Origin of the sequence: Streptomyces sp. NPDC006332 (assembly GCF_040612855.1) — a bacterium.
Taxonomy (GTDB): domain Bacteria; phylum Actinomycetota; class Actinomycetes; order Streptomycetales; family Streptomycetaceae; genus Streptomyces.
Genome location: NZ_JBEXRA010000017.1, coordinates 63,931 through 82,096, shown reverse-complemented (window position 1 = coordinate 82,096; position 18,166 = coordinate 63,931). Strand labels below are relative to the sequence as shown.

The following is an 18,166-nucleotide window of genomic DNA, read 5'->3' as shown; positions in this document are numbered from 1 at the left end:
GCGTCACCCAGCGGAGCCAAACGCATCGTTCATCTTCTTCGCCGCGTCCTCAGACGCCCCCGCCACGTCCTTCTTGCCGCTGATGACCTCCTGGAACATGGTCGGCAGGACCAGCGAGGAGTCGATCTGCGCCCAGGCGGGCGAGGCCGGGACGAACTTGGTGCCCGCCGCGAGGGTCTGCGCGAAGGGCTTCACGTACGGCTCCTTCGCCGCCGCCTGCTGCCGTACGTCCGCGAAGGTCGGCAGGAAGCCCATCGCGTCGAAGAGTTCGGACTGGGTCTTCTTCGAGGCGAGCTGTTCCATCAGGTCGATCGCCAGGGTGCGGTGCGAGGTGCTCTTCAGGACGCCGATGTTGTTGCCGCCCGCGAAGGCCGGCGCTATCGAGCCGGAGTTCACGCCCGGCAGCGGCACGACCGCGTACTCGCCCTTCACCTTCCCGGCCTCGACGGCGGTGTGGCTGAAGTCGCCGCCGATCGCCATGCCCGCCTTGCCGGCCGCGAACGCGGTGATCGTGTCGTTGCCTCCCATGCCGGCGCACTTGGCGGCTGGGCAGTTGTCGTCGCCGAACAGGGACGTGTACGCCTTGATGCCCTTCTGCGCGGCCGCGCTGTCGATCGCGGAGGCGTACGAGCCTCCCTTGCCGCCGGCGAGTTCACCGCCGTTGGCCCAGATGAACGGCATCGCGCCGTACGTGTAGGCGCCGCCCACGACCAGGCCGTAGAGGTCGGGTCTGGCGCTGCGGATCTGGCGGGCCGTGGTGGCGAGTTCGGCCATCGTCTTCGGGACCGCGAGGCCGAGTTCCTTGAAGACGTCGGTCCGGTAGTAGAGGGCGCGGACGCCGACGTAGAAGGGGGCGCCGTAGATCTTGCCGTCCACGGTGACCGACTGCTTCGCGGTGGGGTCGGTGTCCTTGGCCTCGCTCCAGGCGCCGAACTCCTTGGTGACGTCGAGGAGTCCGCCGTCCTTCACGTAGCCGGCCGTGTCGGTGTTGCCGTACTCGATGACGTCGGGGGCGGAGGCGGGGTCGTTGAAGGCGGCCTTGACGCGCTGGGCGCGGGTGTCGACCGGGATGTACTCGACGGCGACCTTGGTGCCCTTGTGGGCCTTCTGGAAGGCGTCGACGACGGAGTCGACGACCTTCTCCTTCGGCTTGTTGCCGACCTCCTGGAAGAGCCAGACCCGCAGGGTGCCGGTGTTCTCGTCCTTGTCGGAGGAGGAGTTGTCCGAGGTCTGGGGGGCACAGGCGGTGACGACGGCGACGGCGAGCAGTACGGCCAGTCGGGGGGCGAGCTTCATGGAGTGATCCTCCGGGCGCGGCGTTGCAACATATGCAATGACGGTTTCGCTCTGTACAACACCACGGAGGCTAGGGACTACATGAACATGTCCACAAGAGGTCTCTACCACTTCGTGACCCAGGAGGGCCCAGAAGGGGCGCGCAAGGGGCACGGAGGCCGCGAGCCGGGCACGCGAAAGGCCCCGGGGGCGCTCTGCGGCGCCTCCGGGGCCTTCGGGAACCTCAGCCGGGCAGGGCGGCTACTTGTCTCCGCCCTTGTCCTTGTCGTCGCCGGCGCCCATGGACTCGTAGATCTCCTTGCACATGGGACACACCGGGTACTTCTTCGGGTCGCGGCCCGGTACCCAGACCTTGCCGCAGAGCGCCACGACGGGGGTGCCGTCGAGGGCGCTCGCCATGATCTTGTCCTTCTGGACGTAGTGGGCGAAGCGCTCGTGGTCGCCGTCGCCGTGGGACACCTGCGGCGTCGGCTCTACGAGTGTCCCCGTCCCAGTGCCTCGCTGCGGCTGGGTCTCAGGCTCAAGAGTGCTCATGAAACCCAAGGGTACTGAAGCTCACACCCATCAGTTGAGCGAAGGGTCGTCCGGATACGTGGCCACCATCGCGAGCTCGCTGCGCTGGCGGCGCAGGACCCCGCGCCAGAGCGTCTCGGGCGACGGGGAGGAGACGTCGCCGGGTTCCGATTCGACGACGTACCACGCCCCGTCCGCCAGCTCGTCCTCCAGCTGGCCCGGGCCCCAGCCGGCGTATCCGGCGAAGATCCGCAGACTGCCCAGGGCCGAGGCGAGGAGTTCCGGCGGGGCCTCCAGGTCGACCAGACCGATCGCTCCGTGCACCCGGCGCCAGCCGAGCGGGGCCCGGTCGACGGCGCCGCCGCCGGGAATGACGGCGACGCCCAGCGCCGAGTCCAGGGACACCGGGCCGCCCTGGAAGACGACACCGGGTGCACCGGTGAGGTCCGCCCAGCCCTCCAGGATGTCGCCGACGTCCACCGGGGTCGGACGGTTGAGGACGACGCCGAGGGAGCCCTCCTCGTCGTGGTCGAGGAGGAGCACCACCGCGCGGTCGAAGTTCGGGTCCGCCAGGGCGGGGGTTGCCACGAGCAACCGCCCTGTGAGCGAGGACACCTCGGTCATGCCAGACATGATCCCGCATCTTGCGGTGCGGTGGGGAGCCAATCGGGGTTCGGGAGTGAAGGGCCGCCACGAACCGGAGGAGCGGCCTGGTAGGGCTCCCTTTTGCGAGTGGCGGTGGGAGACGCGTGGGCACAGAGGTGCGCCTCCCGAGCACGAACCACGTCGGTGACGCCATGTACCCGGCGGCGAACGGTCCGTGTTGTGACAGAGCTATGACGGACCTGAGTGGTCCTTGGGCTTACAGAAGGGGGGTGGGCGGCGATTACCCTTTCCCTTCTGGCCCTGCCCCCCTCATCGGAACGCGAGATACATGACCGTCAACGACGATGTCCTGCTTGTCCACGGCGGAACCCCGCTGGAGGGCGAGATCCGTGTCCGCGGTGCGAAGAACCTCGTACCGAAGGCCATGGTCGCCGCCCTGTTGGGTAGCGAGCCGAGTCGACTGCGCAACGTACCGGACATCCGTGACGTGCGTGTCGTACGCGGACTGCTGCAACTGCACGGGGTGACGGTCCGTCCGGGTGAGGAGCCGGGCGAGCTGGTGATGGACCCGACCCGTGTCGAGAGCGCGAACGTCGCTGACATCGATGCCCACGCGGGTTCGTCGCGCATCCCGATCCTCCTCTGCGGTCCGCTGCTGCACCGCCTCGGCCACGCCTTCATCCCCGGCCTCGGCGGCTGCGACATCGGCGGGCGGCCCATCGACTTCCACTTCGAGGTGCTGCGGCAGTTCGGCGCGACGATCGAGAAGCGGGCGGACGGTCAGTTCCTGGAGGCGCCGCGGCGGCTGCGGGGTACGAAGATCACGCTGCCGTACCCGTCGGTCGGGGCGACCGAGCAGGTCCTGCTGACGGCCGTGCTCGCCGAAGGTGTCACCGAGCTCTCGAACGCGGCCGTGGAGCCGGAGATCGAGGACCTCATCTGCGTCCTGCAGAAAATGGGCGCCATCATCGCGATGGACACCGACCGCACGATCCGCGTCACCGGCGTGGACCAGCTCGGCGGCTACGACCACGGCGCCCTGCCGGACCGCCTGGAGGCCGCCTCCTGGGCGTCCGCCGCGCTCGCCACCGAGGGCAACATCTACGTCCGCGGCGCCCAGCAGCGTTCGATGATGACGTTCCTCAACACCTACCGGAAGGTGGGCGGCGCGTTCCGGATCGACGACGAGGGCATCCGCTTCTGGCATCCCGGGGGCCAGTTGAAGTCCATCGCCCTCGAAACGGACGTGCACCCCGGGTTCCAGACGGACTGGCAGCAGCCGCTGGTGGTGGCGCTCACCCAGGCGACCGGCCTGTCCATCGTCCACGAGACGGTGTACGAGTCCCGGCTGGGCTTCACGTCCGCGCTGAACCAGATGGGTGCTCACATCCAGCTCTACCGCGAGTGCCTGGGCGGCTCCGACTGCCGCTTCGGACAGCGCAACTTCCTGCACTCCGCGGTCGTGTCCGGCCCCACCAAGCTCCAGGGCGCCGACCTCGTCATCCCCGACCTGCGCGGCGGCTTCTCCTACCTCATCGCCGCCCTGGCGGCCCAGGGCACCTCCCGGGTCCACGGCATCGACCTCATCAACCGGGGCTACGAGAACTTCATGGAGAAGTTGGTGGAGCTGGGCGCGAAGGTCGAGCTGCCGGGCAAGGCACTGGGCTGACCTCAGCCACGCGGCCCGGTCCGCACGGCGAATGAGCACGACGATGGGGCGGCCCCCGATGAGGGGGGCCGCCCCATTGGCGTTACCGAGCCTCGTACGCAGTGTCGTCGCGTACGGAAGGCTTACTTGCCCTTGGCGGCTTCCTTGAGCTTCGAGCCCGCCGAGACCTTGACGCTGTAGCCGGCCGGGATCTGGATCGGGTCACCGGTCTGCGGGTTGCGCGCGGTGCGAGCGGCACGGTGGGTGCGCTCGAAGGTCAGGAAGCCGGGGATGGTGACCTTCTCGTCGCCCTTGGCGACGATCTCGCCGACGGTCTCGGCGAACGCGGCCAGTACGGCGTCGGCGTCCTTGCGAGTCACCTCGGCGCGGTCGGCCAGCGCGGCCACCAGCTCACTGCGGTTCATGTTGTTACTCCCGTGTTCTTCTTGCCGTTGAGGCGTGCCACGCGGCGGAGCCGCATGTTGGGCACAGCGAAAGCCGATGCTGCCAGGTGCCTCGGTGAGTTCCCGGAGCCGGGTCCGTCGTCAGACCCTCGCGCCCAGGGACGCATCCTGCCCCTACCTGCGGCGGGAAAGCCAATCCGGCGCCCGTAGGAGTCCTGAGAACACCCTTGGGGGTCACCCGAAGAGGGCCTGAGCCTGGCCGACACGATAAACGTCGGCCATGGAACCCGGGTTCCACGACGCGCCGATGTCAGGCCTGCCGTGGCGATCCTCACAGCGAGTACACCCCCACGGGCGCCTACGACGCCGTGAGAGCGGACGCGCCCGCGGCCTTCGCCGCGTCCCGCACCGCCCCGGCGACCGCGCCCGCGACCTTGTCGTTGAACACGCTGGGGATGATGTAGTTCGGGTTCAGCTCGTCCTCGGTCACCACGTCCGCCAGCGCCTTCGCCGCGGCGATCATCATCTCGGTGTTGACCGTGCGGGACTGCGCGTCGAGCAGACCGCGGAAGACGCCCGGGAAGACCAGCACGTTGTTGATCTGGTTCGGGAAGTCGGAGCGGCCGGTGGCCACGACCGCCGCCGTCTGGCGGGCGATCGCCGGATCGACCTCGGGGTCAGGGTTCGCGAGCGCGAACACGATCGCACCGTCGGCCATGGCGGCCACGTCGTCCCCGTCGAGGACGTTCGGAGCGGAGACGCCGATGAAGACGTCCGCGCCGCGCACGGCCTCCTTCAGCGTGCCGGTGAGGTTCTCCGGGTTGGTGTTGTCGGCGATCCAGCGCAGCGGCGAGTCCGCGGCGGCGTCGACCAGGTCCTCGCGGCCGGCGTGCACGACACCGTGGATGTCGGCGACGACGGCGTTCTTGACGCCCGCCGCGATCAGCAGTTTGAGGATGGCCGTACCGGCCGCGCCGGCCCCGGACATGACGACCCGGATGTTCTCGATGGCCTTGCCCGTCACCCGCAGCGCGTTGGTGAGCGAGGCGAGCACGACGATCGCGGTGCCGTGCTGGTCGTCGTGGAAGACGGGGATGTCGAGGGCCTCCCGCAGCCGCGCCTCGATCTCGAAGCAGCGCGGGGCGGAGATGTCCTCCAGGTTGATGCCGGCGAAGCCCGGGGCGATCGCCTTGACGATCTCGACGATGGCGTCGGTGTCCTGGGTGTCCAGGCACAGCGGCCAGGCGTCGATCCCGGCGAACCGCTTGAAGAGGGCCGCCTTGCCCTCCATGACCGGCAGGGCGGCCTTCGGGCCGATGTTGCCGAGGCCCAGCACGGCCGAGCCGTCCGTCACTACCGCAACGGAGTTGCGCTTGATGGTCAGGCGGCGCGCGTCCTCGGGGTTCTCCGCGATGGCCATGCAGACGCGGGCGACGCCCGGCGTGTAGATCATGGACAGGTCGTCGCGGTTGCGGATCGGGTGCTTGGAATCCATCTCGATCTTGCCACCGAGGTGCATCAGGAAGGTACGGTCCGAGACCTTGCCGAGCGTGACGCCCTCGATGCCGCGCAGCTGCACCACGATCTCGTCGGCGTGTGCGGTGGAGGTCGCCGCGATGGTGACGTCGATCCGCAGCTTCTCGTGACCGGAGGCGGTCACGTCGAGGCCGGTCACCGAGCCTCCGTGGGACTCCACGGCCGTGGTGATCTGGGAGACCGCGCTGCCGCCGGCGGGCACCTCGAGCCGGACCGTAATCGAGTAGGAGACGCTGGGCGCCGTTGCCATGGCCGACTTCCTCTGCTTTCACCTGTGTGACGCTGGATCCGTCCGATGGTCGCACCTACCGCCGAGTAGGCGTTAGCCGGGTGGGATTGCGAACTTTTTGTTCGCCGGGCCGCAGAGAACTCGCGCTGAAGTCGCAGGGAATTCGCAGGGAAGTCGCAGCGGAGTCGTGGAGAAGCACGGAAAAGAGGCCCACGCCACGTGGTGGCGTGAGCCTCTCATCCGTTCAGTGACACCGACCCGCCATGCTCGCCTCGCGGCAAGTGGTCGCTCGTAGCGACGATGGTTGGGCCCGGGGGCTTGGATCGGGCCGGTGCCACACTCAGGCTAACAAACGGATGCCCGAACGCCATTCCCGTCCGGGGAGTTCACAGCAATCAGTCCCGCAGCAGGTCCGGCACGCCGTCGTCGTCCGGCGTGTCCCGCTCCGCCGACACCACCGTGAGCTGCTGCGTCGCCCGGGTCAGGGCCACGTACAGCACGCGCAGGCCGGCCGGTGACTCGTCCGCGATCTCCGCCGGGGAGACGACCACCGTCGCGTCGTACTCCAGGCCCTTGGCCTCCAGGCTGCCGAGGGCCACGACCCGGTCACCCAGTCCGGCGAGCCACCGTCGCGCCTCGTCGCGGCGGTTCATGGCGACGACGACGCCGACGGTGCCGTCGACGAGGTCGAGGAGCCGGGCGGACTCGGCCCGGACCGTCTCCGGGAGCGATCCCGGTGTGCCGGACGGCGTGACGTCGTCGACGACGGCGAAGCGGGGCTGGACGCCGGTGGAGCGGACTGCCGACGGGGACGGCGAGCCCGGCATGGCCAGCGCCAGCACCCTGGCCGCCAGTTCGGCGATCTCCGCCGGGTTGCGGTAGTTCACCGTCAGCTCGAAGCGGCGGCGCGGGCGGGTGCCCAGGGCCTCGTCGCGGGCCTGGGCGGCCTCGTCCGGGTCGGACCACGAGGACTGGGCGGGGTCGCCGACGACCGTCCAGGTGGCGTGCCGGCCGCGGCGGCCGATCATCCGCCACTGCATCGGCGTGACGTCCTGCGCCTCGTCGACGATGACGTGGGCGTACTCGGTGCGCTCCTGGGCGAGCCGCTCGGCCCGTTCGCGCTGGGTCTCCTCGCGCACCGGCATCAGTTCCTCGAGGCCGGTGAGCTGGTCGAGCGGGTCCGCCTCCCGCTTGCGGCGCGGGCGGGCCGGGGTGCCGAGGATGGCCTGGAGCTCGTCCAGCATGGCGATGTCGTGCACGGACAGACCGTCCCGACGCAGGGACCGGGCGACCCTGCGGACCTCGCCGGGGTTGAGGATCCGGCGGGCCCAGCGGCCGAGTCGGCGCTCGTCGGCCATGGCGTCCAGGACGGCCCTCGGGGTCAGCTCGGGCCACCAGGACTCCAGGAACTCCAGGAAGCTGTCCTCGGAGCTGACGTCCTCGTCGAAGGAGGAGCGCAGCTCGGCGGCCAGCTCCGGGTCGGTGTGCCGGCCGGCCGCGCCGGACCGCGTCCACAGGGCGTCCAGGAGCAGTTTGCGGGCGCGCGGGCGCAGCAGGTTCACAGGCGCGGTGCCGCTGAGGGCGCTCTGCCGGATGCTGTTCAGTTCCGCGGCCTCCAGCTCCAGCCGCCGCCCGAAGGCGACCACCCGCAACCGGGTGGGCGGGCCGGCGGAAACCTGCGGCTTCTCGTCGGTCCCGGTGGTCCCTGTGGTCTCGTCGGTCGCTTCGGTCCCGTCGGTCTCGTCGCCGAAGGTGAGCTGTCGGGACGCGGGCGGGTCGGAGTGGGCGCCGCCGGTGGCCCCCCTGCCCCTGCTCCTGCCTCTGCCGGGTCCGGTGCCGCCGCCCTCCCCTTCCAGCGCGCCCCGGGCGGCCTTCCGCAGCACCTTCAGCATGCGGTACGAGCCCTTGGCGCGGGCGGTGGCCGGGGAGTCGTACAGGGTGGCCTCCGCGCCGTCGACGAGGGAGCCGATCGCGCGGATGGCGACCTGGCCCTCCTCGCCGAGGGACGGGAGGACGCCCTCGGTGTACGCCACGAGCAGCGGGGTCGGGGAGACGATCAGGATGCCGCCCGCGTACCGGCGCCGGTCCTGGTAGAGCAGGTAGGCGGCCCGGTGCAGGGCGACCGCCGTCTTGCCGGTGCCCGGGCCGCCCTCGACGTACGTCACGGAGGCGGCGGGGGCGCGGATCACCAGGTCCTGTTCGGCCTGGATGGAGGCGACGATGTCCCGCATGGAGTGGGTGCGGGCCTGGCCGAGGGCGGCCATCAGGGCGCCGTCGCCGATGACGGCCAGCTCTCGTCCGTCGAGCTGGGCCCGCAGCTCGGGGCGCATCAGGTCGTCCTCGACGCCGAGCACCCTGCGGCCCTTGGAGCGGATCACCCTCCGGCGCACCACCCGGCCCGGGTCGACCGGGGTGGAGCGGTAGAAGGGGGCTGCTGCGGGCGCCCGCCAGTCGATGACCAGCGGGGCGTAGTCCTGGTCGAGGACGCCGATGCGGCCGATGTGCAGGGTCTCGGCGATGTCGGCGGTGTTGTCGTCCCGTACCGCGCCGTCGGCGGGTTCGACGGCGGTGTAGGCGCCGTCGGGCCCCTTCTTGCCGTCCTTGCCGAGGAGCAGGTCGATACGGCCGAAGAGGAAGTCCTCGAACTCGTTGTTGAGGCGGTTGAGGTGGATGCCGGCCCGGAAGACCTGTGCGTCCCGCTCGGCGAGTGCGCCGGGGGTGCCGACCTGGCCGCGCTTCGCCGCGTCGTCCATGAGGAACTCGGCCTCGTGGATCTTCTCCTCGAGGCGCCGGTACACCCGGTCCAGGTGTTCCTGTTCGACGTTGATCTCGCGCCTGCGCACGGAGTCCTGTGCGGATTCCTGGACCGTGTCCTGTGCGGCGACGCGAACGGCCGTTTCCTGCTGAGCCTGAGCGGCCACCGGGCCCCCTTCTGACGTGCTGGGCAGCCGTCAACCGTACGCGAAGGGGGCCCGGGGAAGCTATGTATCCGTTTCAGCGATTCACGCGTCGACCTGCACGAGCTTCTTGCCGTCGAAGGTCATGACCTCGTAGTGGTCGGTCTCGTTCGGGGTGAAGGCCGCTCCGCCGCCGATGTAGAGCGGGTTCTTGGCCTTGTCGGTCTTGGCGTCCGGCAGGCCGTAGCCCCAGTCGGGGACGGACCAGGAGGAGATCGTCTCGCGCTCGCCGTTCTTGCCGACGGCGATCAGCGAGCACTTGATGGGGCCCTTGACGTTCTTCAGCTCGAGGACGACCTCGGAGCCCCAGTCCTTCTGCTGCGTGCCGATGGTCGCACTGACGTCCGTCGAGGGGTCCGTGGCCGTGACCTTGTCGTCCATGGCCTCGAAGGTGGTCTTGGCCGAGCTCGCCAAGGGGGTCGCCTCGGTGCCGCCGCCCGCGTCGCCGCCGTTCGCGGCCACCGCGACCAGCGGGCCGCCGATGATCAGCGCGGCCGCGGCCGCGATCATGTAGAAGCTCTTGCGGCGCTTCTGCGCGCGGCGCTCGGCCACCTCGTCGACGAGGTTGTTCACCAGCCGTGGGCTGGGCTTGGCGGACAACGAGTCACCGATGCCGGGTGTACCGGAGCCCGGCAGGTCGGCGAGCGCGGCCAGCATCGGTTCCATGCCGGCGAGTTCGTCGAGTTGCTGGGCGCACCATTCGCAGGAGGCGAGATGGGCCTCGAACGCGGTCGCCTCGGCGTCGTCGAGGAGGCCGAGGGCGTAGGCACCGACGGTTTCGTGCTCGTTCGGGCCTGGAGATCCCATCATGGGGCCAGACATACCCGTACCACCCGTACCGAATCCCTGTGATCCCCCGTACACACTCATCACGCCGTCACCCCCCGCTCCTCCAGTGCCAGCTTCATCGACCGCAGGGCATAGAAAACCCTTGAGCGAACGGTGCCACTGGGTATGCCCAGGGTTTCGGCCGCTTCATTGACCGTACGCCCCTTGAAGTACGTCTCGACGAGTACCTCCCGGTGGGCCGGGGTCAGGTCGTCGAGCGCATCGGACAACGTCATCAGCCACAGCGCCTTGTCGATCTCGTCCTCCGCGGGGATGACCTCCAGCGGCGACGGATCGACCTCCTGCGGCCGGGCTTGCCGACTGCGGTGGCCGTCGATGACGATGCGCCGGGCGACCGTCACCAGCCAGGGGCGTACCGATCCGGTCGCTCGATTGAGCTGGCCGGCGTTCTTCCAGGCACGGATGAGTGTCTCCTGCACGACGTCCTCGGCTCTTTGCCGATCGCCGGCAACCAGGCGGAGGACGTACGCAAGGAGAGGTCCGGCGTGCTCCCTGTAGAGGGCACGCATCAGCTCCTCATCAGGTTCCGAGGGCTGGGACATGCGATGTCGGGCCCTCGATCCATGTTCATTGGCCACGACAGAATCCTTGCGCACGCCCACCTCCGATGTCCCGGGGTTCCCCCAGTCGGTCGCTCGCCCACGAGTACGGGTGCGACCAGTCGGGTGTTCAAAGTGGGGCGACAGTTTTCTTGTGGGTGTCGTGACGAGGACGGACATGACCACACATTCCAACCGCGCGATCTTCACATTTCCGCCACACGCAAAAGGTCACGCCGCCTGCCCGGGAGGTTCCTCAGGTAAACGATGTGTAATCGAAATCACTTCGACAGTGGCTCCACATAAGGCGCATATCGCCGCTCAAGCGCGGGTGAGTGCCACCCGCCGACGATGCCTGGCGACTCTTTCGCGGTTCCCGCAGACCTCACTGGAGCACCAACGCCTCCTGCGACCCCGTGAGGTGTCGAGGTAGACGATGGGGCAGTTGTCCCCTTCGCACTGTCTGAGCCCCGCCCGCGCGAGCGGATCGGTGAGCAGTTCCACGACGTCCCGGGCGACGGCCCCGAGCAGCGCCGTGCACGCGGGCGGTCCCCCCAACTCGCGCACCAGCGCACCGTCCGGACCGGGCACGGCTCGGGGAGCCGGGGGCGCGGCACGGGCGATCTCGTTGACGTGGGCGAGCGCGAGGTCGTAGGGCCGCCCCTCCGGAGCCAGGCCGCCCGGCACCAACTGCCCGATACGGGACCGCAGTTCACGGAATCCGGCCAGCCAGGAGGCGTCGGCGTGCGCCAGGGCGGTGCCCGCCGGGACCAGGCCCGACCCGGCGATCCAGGCGCGCAACACCGGGACGGAACCGAGGCGTTCGACGGGGTGGGTGGTCGCGAGGAGGTCCAGACAGATCCGCCCGGCGTCGAACCGCAGCTCGTACGCGTCCGTGGCCGTACCCAGTGCCATGTGCCTGTCACCGCCTAGGTCACCCCGGTGGGGAGGGGTGGGTGAATGCCAGCGAGGGGGTTGGGGGGAGCGTGCCGCCCCGTGCCCTCTAACAGTGCCTGCCCGATCCCGCCGCCGGAACCCCTCGTACCGCCGGCGAGCGGCAGCCGCCGGACGACGGTCACCCAGTCGCCGGGCACCTGCTCCAGCACCGGCCCGGCCATTTTCAGCCCGTCCGGCGTTTAAGGACGAGGCCGTCCAGGCCGACAGCGGGGGGCAGGGGGCGGCAGCCCCCAGACGACGGTCACCGAGCCAACAGTCACCCAGCCGACGAACGCCCAGCCGCGAGGCGACTACTCCCCGTCCGAGTACTTCGCGTCGGCCGCCGGATCCAACGCCAGCCGGTACCCCCGCTTCACCACCGTCTGGATCAGCTTCGGCGCCCCCAGAGACGTCCGCAGGCGAGCCATCGCCGTCTCCACGGCATGCTCGTCGCGACCGGAACCCGGCAACGCCCGCAGCAGTTCCGAGCGGGCCACCACCCACCCCGGCTGACGGGCCAGGGCGCGCAACAGGGACATCCCGGCCGGCGGCACCGGCTTCAGATCCCCGTCCACCAGCACCGCGTGGCCGCGGATCGCCACCCGGTGCCCGGCGATCGGCAACGTCCGCGCCCGCCCCGGCAGTTCCTGGCACAGCAGTTGGACGAGCGGACCGAGCCGGAACCGCTCCGGCGAGACGGTGTCGACGCCCCGGGCCTGCAGCGGCAGCGCGGTGACCGGGCCGACACAGGCCGGCAGGACGTCGTGGTTGAGCGCGCCGAGCAGCTCGGGCAGCAGACCGCGTTCCTCGGCCCGGGACAGCAGCGAGGCGGCGGCCGGCGCGCTGGTGAAGGTGAGCGCGTCCAGTCCGCGGGACACCGTGGCGTCCAGCAGCCGGTCCACCGGCCCGATGTCCTCCGGCGGCATCCACCGGTAGACCGGCACCCCGAGCACCTCCGCTCCCCCGGCCCGCAGCGACTCCACGAACCCCGGCAGCGGCTCACCGTGCAGCTGTACGGCGACCCGGCGGCCGTCCACGCCCTCCTCCAGCAGCCGGTCGAGGACCTCGGCCATGGACTCGGACGACGGCGACCACTCCTCGGTCAGACCGGCGGCCCGTACCGCGCCCTTGACCTTGGGGCCGCGTGCCAGCAGCTCCACGCCCCGCAGCCGGGCCAGCAGTTCCTCGCCGAGGCCCCAGCCGTCGGCGGCCTCGATCCAGCCGCGGAAGCCGATCGCGGTGGTGGCGACCACGACGTCCGGCGCCCGGTCGATGACCTCCTTGGTCGCCGCGAGCAGCTCGCTGTCGTCGGAGAGCGGCACGATGCGCAGGGTGGGGGCGTGCAGGACGGCCGCTCCGCGCCGTTGGAGCAGTGCGCCCAGCTCGTCGGCCCGGCGCGCGGCGGTCACCCCCACGGTGAAGCCCGCGAGGGGGCCGTGGTCCGGTAGCTGCTGTTCGTCGTCCATCAACTCTCGTTAACTCTCGTCCCGCACTCGAGTCGGCACCTGCGTGAGGTGGTGGCTCCCAGGTCTGAGGTGCCGCACCCAGGTGTGGGGGCGGGCACCGCATGCCGATCGAGCCTGTCAACGGTGCGTGACAGGCTCGGTTCGGCATGATGTCAGCAGTGTTACGTCACACTTCCGCGTAGTTGAGCTGCGGCTTCGTGTCGGTGGACGCCGCCGTCGTGACCTGACGGGCCGGCCGGCGAAGGTATACGGCCCAAGTGACCACGAAGCAGGCGCCGTAGAAGGCGAGGAAGGCGACGAAGGCGCCGGTGCCGGAGCCGTAGGAGAGGAAGGACTGCCGGAAGGCGAGGTTGATGCCCACACCGCCGAGCGCGCCGACCGCGCCGATCAGACCCATGGAGGCACCGGAGAGGCGGCGCCCGTACGCGGCGGCCGCTTCGCCCTCCAGCCCCTTGGCCAGGGCCTTCGTCTGGAAGATGCCGGGGATCATCTTGTACGTCGAGCCGTTGCCGAGGCCGCTGAGGACGAACAGCACCACGAAGGCGCAGGTGAACAGGGTCAGCGACTTCTGCATGCTGGCGGCGATGAGAACCGCGGTCGCCACGCCCATCCCGACGTAGTTGTACAGCGTGATCTTCGCGCCGCCGTACTTGTCGGCCAGCGAACCGCCCACGGGCCGGATCAGCGAGCCGAGCAGCGGGCCGATGAAGGTGACGTACGCGGCCTCCAGCGGGGTGCGGCCGAACTGGTTCTGCAGGACCTGGCCGAAGGCGAAGCTGTATCCGATGAACGACCCGAACGTCCCGACGTAGAGGAAGGACATGATCCAGGTGTGCCCGTCCTTCGCCGCGTCCTTGGCGGCGCCGGTGTCGTTCTTCACGGACGCGAGGTTGTCCATGAAGAGCGAGGCGAGGACCGCGGCGACGACGATCAGCGGGATGTAGATCCCCAGGAGCACTCGCGGACCACCGCTGGCGCCGATGATCGCGAGCGCGACGAGCTGGATGACCGGTACGCCGATGTTGCCGCCGCCCGCGTTCAGGCCGAGGGCCCAGCCCTTCTTGCGGAGCGGGAAGAAGGCGTTGATGTTGGTCATCGACGAGGCGAAGTTGCCACCGCCGATACCGGCCAGCAGGCCGACCAGCAGGAAGGTGTCGAAGGAGGTGCCCGGCTTCATCACCGCGAACGCGGCGACAGTCGGGACGAGGAGGAGGGCGGCCGAGATGATCGTCCAGTTCCGCCCGCCGAAGATCGCGACCGCGAAGGTGTAGGGCACCCGCACGACGGCTCCGACCAGCGTCACCATCGACGTCAGCAGGAACTTGTCCGCCGGGGTGAGCCCGTACTCCGGGCCCATGAAGAGCACCAGCACGGACCACATGGTCCAGATCGAGAACCCGATGTGCTCGGAAAGGACGGAGAAGAGCAGGTTGCGGCGGGCGACCTTCTCTCCGCCCTCCTTCCAGAAGGTCTCGTCCTCCGGATCCCACTGCTGGATCCAGCGGCCGCCCCTGCTCGGGGGTGCGGGGGCTGTGCTAGGGGCTGTCATGACGCCTCCACGGTGCTCCGGGGCTCAGTCGTTCGGGGGAGTGGCTGAGTCCCGACGGTAGGGAGGGCGCGTTTCCGGGCTGTGGCACTGGGTGACCGGAAGGGAACTTTGCTCTCACGGAGCCCGTGGCGCGGATGAGAGGTCTCGGAACGTCATGTGACCCGGTTCATAGAGGTCACTCCGTCTTCTTGGAGGTCACTCCGTCTTCCTGGAGGCCACCCCGTCAGCGGTGCCTGCCGCTACGGCCGCCGCCAGCCGACCTCGACCCGTCCGGCCACAGCCTCGGCCGCCTCTTGGCCGCCACGTCCTCCATCCAGCCGAAGGCGAGGATGCAGCAGGCGGTGAGGGCCCAGATGACGACCAGCAGGGGCCAGGAACTCTCCAGCAGCCAGGGGGTGTGCTCCTCCAGCAGCGGAACGTTCCACAAGTGGTCCCACAGCGACTCCGCGACCACGATGCAGACGTTGTGCCACAGGTAGATGGTCACCGCCCGGGAGTTGAACAGGGTGACCACCCGGTCCCAGCGGCGCAGCGGGCGCGGCCACTCGGACCAGGAGGGGCTGAAGTGCAGGAGCAGCAGCACGGTGGCGAAGGACCACAGGGACTGGGCGAAGGGGATGTCGTCGAGGTCGTGCTCCGGTCGGAAGCCGTGCGTGAGCATGTACCACAGGCCCAGGCAGCCGACGACGGGCGCGAGCGAGGGCACGACGTAGCGGGGCAGGCGCTGCAGGATGCCTTCCTGGTGGGCCATGCCGAGGAGCCAGCAGGCGCCGAACGCGCCGAAGTCGACGAGGTTGGAGTCCAGCCGCCAGCTGGGCACGTTGAGCCAGCCGAACTCCAGCGCCGCGGACAGGGCGATCGGCGACAGGATCGTCGGCCAGGGCAGCGCGCGCAGAGCCTTCAGCAGGAACGGCGACAGCAGGACGAACCACAGGTAGGCACGGATGTACCAGAGCGGTACGGCCAGCTGTTCGGCCCATTCGCTGCCGATCAGCCCGTGGATGCCGGGCAGGCCCTCGCCGTACGGCGGGTCGCTCAGCGGCAGGATCCAGAAGGAGAGGTGGATCCACCACCAGCCCGGATGGCCCTCGGAGTCCGGCCCCCAGCCGCCGAGCAGCATGCCGGACACCCCGATGGTGCCCAGCAGCCACAGCGGCGGCAGCAGCCGGCGCATACGGCCGCGGACGACCTGCACCGCGGGGCGACTCCTGAGGGAACGGGCCATGAGGTTCCCGGCCAGGGCGAACATCACACCCATGGACGGGAAGATCACCGGGAGCCAGGCCCAGCCGAACAGGTGGTAGAAGACGACCCGGAACAGGGCGATGGCCCGCAGCAGGTCGAAGTAACGGTCACGGCCGGGAGCAGCGGCCGCCCGTTGCTCGGGCACCTCGCCGGGCTGTTCCTGCGTGACGGGCTGTGTGGGTGCGGTACTCATCCCACCGGCCTCCTTTCCGCGACCTTCGCGCTCTGCGCGGGCGCGTTCGGCGGCGCCGACACCCCGCCCATGCGCCGCAGCTTCTGCCAGCGCAGCCGGCCGCCGGTGAGGGCGGTGATCCAGGACTGGAGCAGGACGACGTACATCAACTGGCGGTAGAGGATCTGTTGCAGGGGCAGTGAGATGAGCGGGGTCAGCCGCTCGCGGTCCAGGACGAAGGAGTACATGGCGCAGGCCGCCTGGATGGCGAGAACGCCGAACCAGGCCCCGATCGTCTTCTCGGTGGGGCCGAAGACCAGGCCGTAGACGAGGAACACGTCGATCAGCGGTGCCAGCAGCGGTGCCAGCACCATGAAGAGGGACACCAGCGGCAGCCCGACCCGGCCGAAACGGCCCGAGGGGCCCCGGTCGAAGAGGGCGCCGCGGTGTTTCCAGATCGCCTGCATGGTGCCGTAGGACCAGCGGTAGCGCTGGGACCACAGCTGCTGGACGGACTCCGGGGCCTCGGTCCAGGCGCGGGCGTTCTCGGCGTAGACGACGCGCCAGCCGTCGCGGTGGATGGCCATGGTGATGTCGGTGTCCTCGGCGAGCGTGTCGTCGCTCATGCCGCCGACCCGTTCCAGGGCCGTGCGCCGGAAGGCTCCGACGGCGCCCGGGATGGTGGGCATGCACTGCAGGACGTCGTACATCCGGCGGTCCAGGTTGAAGCCCATCACGTACTCGATGTGCTGCCAGGCGCCGATGAGGGTGTCCTTGTTGCCGACCTTCGCGTTGCCGGCGACCGCGCCGACCCGGCTGTCCCCGAAGGGCTGCACGAGTTCGCGGACCGTGGACGGTTCGAAGACGGTGTCGCCGTCCATCATCACGACGAGGTCGTACCGGGCGTTCGCCACGCCCCGGTTGAGGGCGGCGGGCTTTCCCGCGTTGAGCTGGCGGACCACCCGGACGCCCGGCAGGGCGAGGTCCTCCACGATCCGGGCGGTGCCGTCGCTCGACCCGTCGTCGATGACGATGACCTCGATGGGATGGTCGCTCTGCATCAGTGAACGAACGGTGCTCTCGATGCACTTGGCCTCGTTGTACGCCGGGACCAGCACCGACACCGGTTCGGTGACCGGCGCTCCCCAGCGGAAGCCGCGGCGGCGGACCCGACGGACGTGGATGGCGGAGAGCAGGAACATCAGGCCGAAGCGCGAGATGACCAGGAACCCGATGACGGCGAGGCCGACCACCAGGACGGCGGTGATGTGGTCCGAGGCCTGCACGAGGAAGACCCAGGCCTTGCCCTTCCACAGGTCGACACCGGTGACCGGGGTGAGCGCGCTGGGCGCGTCGAGGGCCTCGGTGAGGTTGTCGAACTCGTAGCCCTTGGCCTGCATGTCGGGCAGGAAGCGGTCGAGTGCCTGCACGGTCTGGTGGCGGTCACCGCCGGAGTCGTGCATCAGGACGACGGCGCCCTTGCCGCCCTTGGGCGTGGCGTTGCGCATGATCTGCGCGACGCCCGGCTTGCGCCAGTCCTCGCTGTCGGTGTTGTTGACGACGGTGATGTAGCCGCGGCCGCCGATGTACTCGGTGACCGGCCAGGACTTGTCGTCCATGGCGTCGGCGAAGGAGGAGTACGGCGGCCGGAAGAGCGAGGTGCGGATGCCCGCGGCGCCGGTGATCGCCAGCTGGGTCTGGGACAGCTCCCAGTCGATGCGCTTCGCCGACTGGTAGGAGAGGTCGGGGTGGTTGAAGGTGTGCAGGCCGACCTCGTGGCCCTCGTCGACCATGCGCTTGACCAGGTCCGGATAGCGCGAGGTCATGGTGCCGGTGACGAAGAAGACGGCGTGCGCGTGGTGCTTCTTGAGCACGTCCAGGACCTTGGGGGTCCAGGTCGGGTCGGGGCCGTCGTCGAAGGTGAGGACCATGCGATGGTCCTTCACGTTCAGGCTGGTGGTGCGGCCTGAGCGGGTGTCGATGACCGGGCCCCCGTCGAGTATCTTCTCGGGCACCTTGTCGGTGGCGGCCTCGGGACGGACCCGGTGGTCGGCGAGGATCTCGCTGTGGACGTAGCCGCGCAGCATCAGCATCGCCATCAGCGCGACGAGGACGAGCAGCGGCAGCAGCAGACGCATGGGCAGGCGGCGGCGCCGGGAGCCGTCGGGGGCCCCGGAACGGCGGGTGCGGGATGGCATCAGAGGTTGTGCTCCGGGGACGG

At 69.8% G+C, this 18,166-nt stretch carries 14 protein-coding genes; 1 reads left to right on the top strand and 13 read right to left on the bottom strand.

All coding sequences use genetic code 11. The features are described 5' to 3' along the window. Window positions 1–3: 3 nt before the first annotated feature. The 3 genes from ABZ027_RS17740 to ABZ027_RS17730 form a co-directional block, all read right to left on the bottom strand. Window positions 4–1,296: an extracellular solute-binding protein gene (locus tag ABZ027_RS17740; protein ID WP_356769185.1), complete on the bottom strand. Its 1,293-nt coding sequence runs from the start codon at window positions 1,294–1,296 to the stop codon at window positions 4–6. A 240-nt stretch (window positions 1,297–1,536) separates the two neighbouring features. After that, window positions 1,537–1,830 carry a DUF3039 domain-containing protein gene (locus tag ABZ027_RS17735; RefSeq protein WP_356769183.1) on the bottom strand — a complete coding sequence of 98 codons (294 nt, stop codon included), beginning with the start codon at window positions 1,828–1,830 and terminating at the stop codon, window positions 1,537–1,539. 30 nt (window positions 1,831–1,860) lie between these two features. Beyond that, the gene (locus tag ABZ027_RS17730) at window positions 1,861–2,433 is read right to left on the bottom strand and encodes a YqgE/AlgH family protein (RefSeq protein ID WP_356769181.1); all 573 of its coding nucleotides are present in this window, start codon (window positions 2,431–2,433) and stop codon (window positions 1,861–1,863) included. A 310-nt stretch (window positions 2,434–2,743) separates the two neighbouring features. Between ABZ027_RS17730 and murA the strand changes: the two genes are divergently transcribed. Further along, complete coding sequence (gene murA / locus ABZ027_RS17725; protein WP_356769179.1) at window positions 2,744–4,084, top strand: UDP-N-acetylglucosamine 1-carboxyvinyltransferase; 1,341 nt, start codon at window positions 2,744–2,746, stop codon at window positions 4,082–4,084. A 122-nt stretch (window positions 4,085–4,206) separates the two neighbouring features. Here the strand turns inward: murA and ABZ027_RS17720 are convergent, their stop codons facing one another. The 10 genes from ABZ027_RS17720 to ABZ027_RS17675 form a co-directional block, all read right to left on the bottom strand. Continuing rightward, window positions 4,207–4,488 (bottom strand): HU family DNA-binding protein, encoded by a 282-nt coding sequence (locus ABZ027_RS17720; protein WP_007382399.1) that lies wholly within the window; start codon window positions 4,486–4,488, stop codon window positions 4,207–4,209. A gap of 337 nt (window positions 4,489–4,825) precedes the next feature. Further along, a complete protein-coding gene (locus ABZ027_RS17715; RefSeq protein ID WP_356769177.1) occupies window positions 4,826–6,253 on the bottom strand; it encodes an NAD-dependent malic enzyme in 1,428 nt (475 codons plus the stop codon). 374 nt (window positions 6,254–6,627) lie between these two features. Beyond that, window positions 6,628–9,153, bottom strand: a complete 2,526-nt coding sequence (locus ABZ027_RS17710; protein WP_356769175.1) for a UvrD-helicase domain-containing protein — start codon at window positions 9,151–9,153, stop codon at window positions 6,628–6,630. Window positions 9,154–9,234: 81 nt separating this feature from the next. Next, window positions 9,235–10,059: a zf-HC2 domain-containing protein gene (locus ABZ027_RS17705; RefSeq protein ID WP_356769173.1), complete on the bottom strand. Its 825-nt coding sequence runs from the start codon at window positions 10,057–10,059 to the stop codon at window positions 9,235–9,237. Further along, the gene (locus ABZ027_RS17700) at window positions 10,059–10,580 is read right to left on the bottom strand and encodes a sigma-70 family RNA polymerase sigma factor (protein WP_010039908.1); all 522 of its coding nucleotides are present in this window, start codon (window positions 10,578–10,580) and stop codon (window positions 10,059–10,061) included. Before ABZ027_RS17700 ends, ABZ027_RS17705 begins: the two co-directional genes overlap by 1 nt. 318 nt (window positions 10,581–10,898) lie before the next feature. Further along, on the bottom strand, window positions 10,899–11,492 hold the full coding sequence (locus ABZ027_RS17695) for an ABATE domain-containing protein (RefSeq protein ID WP_356769171.1): 594 nt from the start codon (window positions 11,490–11,492) through the stop codon (window positions 10,899–10,901). Window positions 11,493–11,824: 332 nt separating this feature from the next. Then, entirely contained in the window at window positions 11,825–12,979 is a 1,155-nt protein-coding gene (locus ABZ027_RS17690; RefSeq protein ID WP_356769169.1) for a uroporphyrinogen-III synthase, read from the bottom strand. A 166-nt stretch (window positions 12,980–13,145) separates the two neighbouring features. After that, complete coding sequence (locus tag ABZ027_RS17685; RefSeq protein WP_356769167.1) at window positions 13,146–14,528, bottom strand: nitrate/nitrite transporter; 1,383 nt, start codon at window positions 14,526–14,528, stop codon at window positions 13,146–13,148. 223 nt (window positions 14,529–14,751) lie between these two features. After that, window positions 14,752–15,966 (bottom strand): acyltransferase, encoded by a 1,215-nt coding sequence (locus tag ABZ027_RS17680; RefSeq protein WP_356769165.1) that lies wholly within the window; start codon window positions 15,964–15,966, stop codon window positions 14,752–14,754. Further along, window positions 15,963–18,143, bottom strand: a complete 2,181-nt coding sequence (locus tag ABZ027_RS17675; protein WP_356769163.1) for a glycosyltransferase — start codon at window positions 18,141–18,143, stop codon at window positions 15,963–15,965. Before ABZ027_RS17675 ends, ABZ027_RS17680 begins: the two co-directional genes overlap by 4 nt. Window positions 18,144–18,166 lie beyond the last annotated feature (23 nt).